This window comes from Prevotella amnii DSM 23384 = JCM 14753, from assembly GCF_000378745.1.
Lineage (GTDB): Bacteria > Bacteroidota > Bacteroidia > Bacteroidales > Bacteroidaceae > Prevotella > Prevotella amnii.
Map to the genome: position 1 here is coordinate 1 of NZ_KB905325.1, position 5,859 is coordinate 5,859.

Here is a 5,859-nt window from a genome sequence, read left to right on the forward strand (position 1 = left end):
CGCTATCAATGCCCATTGCCTCGCTTACTATGGAAAGCGATACTATTTCAAGGTCGCTAAATCTCGGAACGACGCCTGGGCGTGGAATATTACCTTGCTCATTTACTAAATCTTTTGAGAATAGCTTGCATATATCAAGGATTTTTACGAAATTTGTATATAAGTTGTGCATACTGATTTTATAACTTAATGTATTGAGCAATACTAAGTTACAAATAAATTCTTGTATGTACAACTTTTCTTTCATATAAATTTATCTATTATTTTAATTCCGCCAACGGGTTATATATTTTTTATTATCATTGGTAGGTTTTTGTATATGGGTATTTATGGTATTTAGTTTTATTAAATATCGTAATGGTTTTGTAATACCACAATATACATCAATAACACGTGTTATTTATTCGTGTTATATATCAAAACAGAGGCAAGATAGGATAAAACATTTATATATTGTTTGTCGTAATGTAAAGGCTTCTGCTGGTTTTGCAGATAAGCCAAATGTTGTAGTTTTAATAGGTGAGTCTGCTTCTATTTATCATTCTGGACTGTTTGGTTATAAATATAACACTACACCTAATCAGAAAAGATTAGCGTCTAAAGATGATTTAATAGCTTTTGGTAATGCAGTTTCTGTAGATGATCATACACATGGTGTTATGGAATCTGTGTTTTCTTTAGATTCTTTAGGGACTAATTTTGATAAGATTCCTTTATTTCCTATTCTTTTTAGAAAAGCTGGTTATAGAACATTTTGTTATGATAATCAATATTTTATAGGAGGGATTAATTTTCTTTCTGATGCTATTTTATCTAATATAATGTTTACTTATCGTAATTCTAAAGGGTTTGTTTATGATGAAGATCTTGTTAATAGTATTCATTTATCAAAGCAAAGCTCTCTTTATATTATTCATTTGTTTGGGCAACATTATACTTATAATATAAGGTATCCTAAGCGATGGAATAAATTTAAAGCTGACATTTATGATAAGAGTCGTTGGAATGAAGAGCAAAGAACTAAAATTGCTGAATATGATAATGCTACATTATATAATGATTTTGTTATCAATAAAGTTATAGAAAAGTTTAAAAACACAAATACTATTTTAGTTTATTTTTCAGATCATGGTGAAGAAGTCTTTGAAACTAGAGATTATAACGGTCATGGTAATGCTGCTTTTTCTCCTAATATAAAGTATCAGATTCGTGTACCTTTATTTGTTTGGGTTTCTGATAAGTATAAAAAGCATCACCCAAAAATATATAGTAAGCTCAAAGAAGTTAAGAAAATACCAATAATAACAGATGACATTTCGCATACATTATTATCTTTAGCAGGATTAAAAACAAAATGGTATAATCCGCATCGTGATATTATAAGTAATACTTATAATAAAAAGAAGCCGAGAATAGTACTTAATTCGATAAACTTTGATACTTATAAGCCACAAAGTGTTAATTAAAATAATTTATGCTACCTTACTATTAGTTTCTATAAGTGTGTCAGTTTCTATAATGAAGTTGTCTCAATCGGCTGCAAAGAAGTTAAGACTATAGGTATATATTGTGCTTAACGTATGATATTTATATGGTAGATAAATTTTCTCCCCCCTGTTTCTTATATTGTTTAGAGGTATAAGAAATAGGGGGGAGTAAGTAATAAAACTTGCTAATTAGTGTGCTTCTAACCAGTTTTTACCCCATCCTGCATCGGCTATAAGTGGAACACTGAGAGTGCAGGCAGCCTGCATTTCTTCTAAAACGATGTGCTCTACACGTTCTTTTTCGTCAGGGAAAACAGAAAAATTTAGTTCATCGTGTACTTGTAGTATCATCTTAGAGCGAATATTTTCACGGCAGAATCTTTCATATATACGTATCATAGCTACTTTTATAATGTCAGCTTCTGTGCCCTGAATAGGAGCATTTATGGCGTTACGTTCGGCAAAACCTCGTACAGTAGAGTTCTTGCTGTTGATGTCGTTAAGATACCGGCGACGTCCAAAGATAGTTTCAGCATAACCCTTTTTTCGAGCTAATTCTTTAGCACTTTCCATAAAATCATGTACTTTAGGGAAAGTGTTGAAATAGTCTTCTATAAGTTTTTTAGCTTCATTGTTTGGTATTCCCATACGTTGTGCTAAACCATAAGTAGTAATACCGTATATAATACCGAAGTTAGCTTGTTTAGCTTTTTTGCGTTGTGTGTCTGTAACATCTTCCATAGGAATGTGCCATATTTTTGCAGCTGTTGCCCTATGGATATCATAACCGCTACGAAAGGCTTCTATCATATTTTCATCTTTGCTAAGATGTGCCATTATACGAAGTTCTATTTGGCTATAATCTGCCGAAAAAAACACACATTCAGGCTCGGGGATAAAGCACTTGCGAATTTCCTTTCCATCGTCTGTTCTAACAGGAATATTTTGCAGATTGGGGTCGCTTGAAGACAGTCTCCCTGTAGCTGTAAGGGCTTGATTAAACGATGTGTGAATGCGTCCTGTGCGCTTGTTAATAAGTTTAGGAAGAGCATCTACATAAGTGCCTAATAGCTTTTTAATGCCTCTATAGTTTAGTATGTTGCGAACAATAGGTGAAGATGCTTCCAAACTTTGCAATACCTCTTCATTAGTAACATACTGCCCTTTCTTTGTTTTCTTAGGTTTTTCCATTATTTGCATCTTTCCAAAGAGAATATCGCCTACTTGCTTGGGGCTTGATATATTAAACTTTTCGCCCGCTTGCTCGTATATTTGTGCTTCGTAAGTCTGCATACGTTTGGTGAAAATGTTAGAGGTTTCTTGTAAAGCGTCTGTATCTAAGCATACTCCGTTCATCTCCATGTTAGCTAAAACTCTTACGAGAGGCATCTCTATATCCCAAAAAAGTTTTTCAGCATTTACATCTTTTAGCTTTGGTAAGAGTACATTATATAACTGTAAAGTAATATCGGCGTCCTCACAAGCATATTCGTATATAGAAGTAGGGGAGAGGTTGCGCATGTTTTTCTGCTCTTTTCCTTTTGCTCCGATAAGCTCATCTATGTGTATTGTTTTATAGTTAAGCAGCGTTTCTGCCATATAATCCATGTTGTGATGTAGCTCAGGTTGTATAAGGTAATGAGCTATCATGGTATCGAACATCTTGCCCTTTATGTTGATGCCATATTGAGCAAGCACCTCGTAATCGTACTTAATATTCTGACCTATCTTTAATATCTTATCTTCTTCATATAGTGGCTTGAAGATATTTACCATTTTTTGCGCTTTATCTCTATCAGAAGGAATAGCTATGTAGAAAGCCTTATTAGGCTCTATGGAAAAGCTAAGTCCTACTAATTCTGCTTGCATTGTATTGGTAGAGGTGGTTTCTGTATCTAAACTTAAAATATCAGATGTAAATAAAAAATCACAAACACGTATAGCTTCTTCCTCATTATCAATTAGTTGGTATTCGTAGTGTACTGATTTGAGGCTTTTAAAATCGGATAAAATGCTGCTGTTCGTATCTTCGCCCGTATTTTCTTCAAATAAATCGAGCTGATTGTTTACGTTTTTAGCTATTTCTTTGCTGTTCTTAACATATTTATTTAGGAGGTTACGAAATTCTAATTCAGTAAATATTTCGTGTAGCTTATTTATATCTGGTTCTTTTGTTTTTAGGTCGTCCAGTTTTATATTAATAGGAACATCGCGGCGTATAGTGGCTAAAAATTTAGACATCTTAATATCATCTACAGCGTTTTCTATTTTTTCTTTTAGTTTTCCTTTGATTTTATCGGTATTAGAAAGTATGTTATCAATAGAGCCAAACTCATTGATTAGTTTAGATGCAGTCTTTTCTCCTACACCGGGACAGCCCGGAAAGTTGTCAGCAGCATCGCCCATTAATGCAAGTAAGTCTATTACCTGTGATGTCTTTGGTATATTATATTTTTCTTTTATTTCTTTTTCGCCTAATATTTCGTATCCTCCACCATGACGAGGACGGTACATATAAACATGACTACCTATTAGTTGGCCATAATCCTTATCAGGTGTAAGCATAAAAGTATCGATTCCATCGGCACTAAAACGGGTAGCAAGGGTTCCTATAACATCATCTGCCTCGAAACCGTCGGCTTGCAGTATAGGAATGTGCATGGCTTTAAGAATGTCTTGTATATAAGGTACTGATAGCTTTATGTCTTCTGGTGTAGCTTCTCTTTGTGCTTTATATTGTGGAAAAGCTTCATTGCGAAAAGTTTTACCTACATCGAAAGCTACACCAATATGGGTAGGTTGCTCTTTTGTAATAACCTCATGAAGGGTATTAAAAAAGCCCATTATGGCTGATGTGTTCAGACCTTTTGAGTTTATACGAGGGTTTTTTATAAAAGCATAGTATGAGCGAAATATTAAGGCGTAGGCATCTATTAGAAATATTTTATCCATAATTATATATATTTTAGGTGTAAAATTACTAATATATTTCCATAATCTCCGATAAAATAAGTAATTTTGTATCATATATCAATGAGTGAATGGATACTTTATCAATTATAAAACGACCTATAGAATCGGAATTAAACGACTTTATTGATCTTTTTAATTCATCGTTAGATCATGAAGATGGTCTGTTAACACAAGTGTTACACCACATTAAGCAGCGTGGTGGAAAACGTATGCGCCCCATTCTTATATTATTGATAGCTAAGAGTTTTGGGAAAGTTTCGCCGACAACGCAGCATGCTGCAGTTGGCTTAGAGCTGCTTCATACGGCATCATTGATACATGATGATGTTGTAGACGAGAGTAATGAGCGTAGAGGACAGGCCAGCGTAAATGCTTCTTATAATAATAAGGTGGCAGTGTTAGTGGGCGATTATGTGCTTTCTACAGCGTTGCAGCAAGTGGGATATACTAATAGTAACAGTATAGTGAAGTATCTTGCAGAGCTTGGGCAAACGCTTAGTGATGGCGAAATATTGCAGCTTTCTAATATAAAACGTGAAGAGATTACAGAGGCTGCTTATTTGGAAATCATTGCACGAAAGACAGCTATATTATTTGAAATATGCGCTGCTATAGGTGCAGAGAGTGCTGGCGTTTCAGAAGAAGATGTTGCTTTAGCACGAGCTTTTGGTAAAAACATAGGAATGATTTTTCAGATACGCGATGATATTTTCGATTATTTCGAATCGGAAAAGGAGATAGGAAAGCCTACAGGGAACGATTTAACCGAAGGAAAGCTAACCTTACCATTAATATATGCACTTAATAAGACTGGTGATGAGCGTATGATGATGCTGGCTCGTAAAGCAAAAATGCTTTCTATAAGTAGTAAGGAGATAGAGGAGCTGGTAACATTTGCAAAAGAAAAGGGGGGCATAGAATATGCTGAAGAGTGTATGAAGAGGTATCATGCTAAAGCTAAGGTTTTTATTGATACTAAAATTAGCAATCCTGTCATTAAACAGTCGCTTAGTACTTATTTAGACTATATTATTAAACGTAATAAATAAGGGGTATTTACACATCTGAAAATTAGCTTCTTATATAACTGAAAAGCAATGCTGCATATAGCGGCATTGCTTTTTTATTTAGTCGTCCCTTAAAAACTATATTTCAGCATAAAGTTTGTACTGACAAGCTTTATGCTGATTCTTTTTATAAGGCACAAAAGAGCTCTCATAGCTCTTTTGAAGTTATATGCTGCCGCAGCTAATAATACATTGATAGCATCTCCTTTCACACCTTTATAAAAGTTGCGAGATAATCGGTGGTCTGCTTTAAGATGTCCTATTGTTGGTTCTATACCTGCTCGTTTACAAAATAGTTTGTGTTTCTTTTTCTTTTGGTAGTAGCTGTCTTT

4 protein-coding genes and 1 pseudogene are annotated in these 5,859 nt (G+C 34.2%); 2 read left to right on the forward strand and 3 right to left on the reverse strand.

What is annotated here, in order from left to right; translation table 11 throughout:
• A pseudogene (locus tag F596_RS11240) lies at nt 1–247 on the reverse strand (IS982 family transposase); the annotation flags it as partial.
• An 82-nt stretch (nt 248–329) separates the two neighbouring features.
• Between F596_RS11240 and F596_RS11245 the strand changes: the two are divergent.
• Nucleotides 330–1,466: a phosphoethanolamine transferase gene (locus F596_RS11245; RefSeq protein ID WP_019036904.1), complete on the forward strand. Its 1,137-nt coding sequence runs from the start codon at nt 330–332 to the stop codon at nt 1,464–1,466.
• A 210-nt stretch (nt 1,467–1,676) separates the two neighbouring features.
• Here F596_RS11245 and polA read toward each other — a convergent pair whose 3' ends face one another.
• Nucleotides 1,677–4,439 carry a DNA polymerase I gene (polA, locus tag F596_RS0110400; protein WP_019036905.1) on the reverse strand — a complete coding sequence of 921 codons (2,763 nt, stop codon included), beginning with the start codon at nt 4,437–4,439 and terminating at the stop codon, nt 1,677–1,679.
• 89 nt (nt 4,440–4,528) lie between these two features.
• Between polA and F596_RS0110405 the strand changes: the two genes are divergently transcribed.
• Nucleotides 4,529–5,509 (forward strand): polyprenyl synthetase family protein, encoded by a 981-nt coding sequence (locus F596_RS0110405; RefSeq protein WP_019036906.1) that lies wholly within the window; start codon nt 4,529–4,531, stop codon nt 5,507–5,509.
• A gap of 89 nt (nt 5,510–5,598) precedes the next feature.
• Here the strand turns inward: F596_RS0110405 and F596_RS0110410 are convergent.
• On the reverse strand, nt 5,599–5,859 hold a 261-nt coding region (locus F596_RS0110410), incomplete at its 5' end, for a transposase (RefSeq protein ID WP_019036581.1).

What these genes read in the sequence shown, in the direction of transcription:
- F596_RS11245 (WP_019036904.1), top strand. Translation starts at nt 330, where the DNA reads ATGGTATTTAGTTTTATTAAATATCGTAATGGTTTTGTAATACCACAA.
- polA (WP_019036905.1), bottom strand. Translation starts at nt 4,439, where the DNA reads ATGGATAAAATATTTCTAATAGATGCCTACGCCTTAATATTTCGCTCA.
- F596_RS0110405 (WP_019036906.1), top strand. Translation starts at nt 4,529, where the DNA reads ATGGATACTTTATCAATTATAAAACGACCTATAGAATCGGAATTAAAC.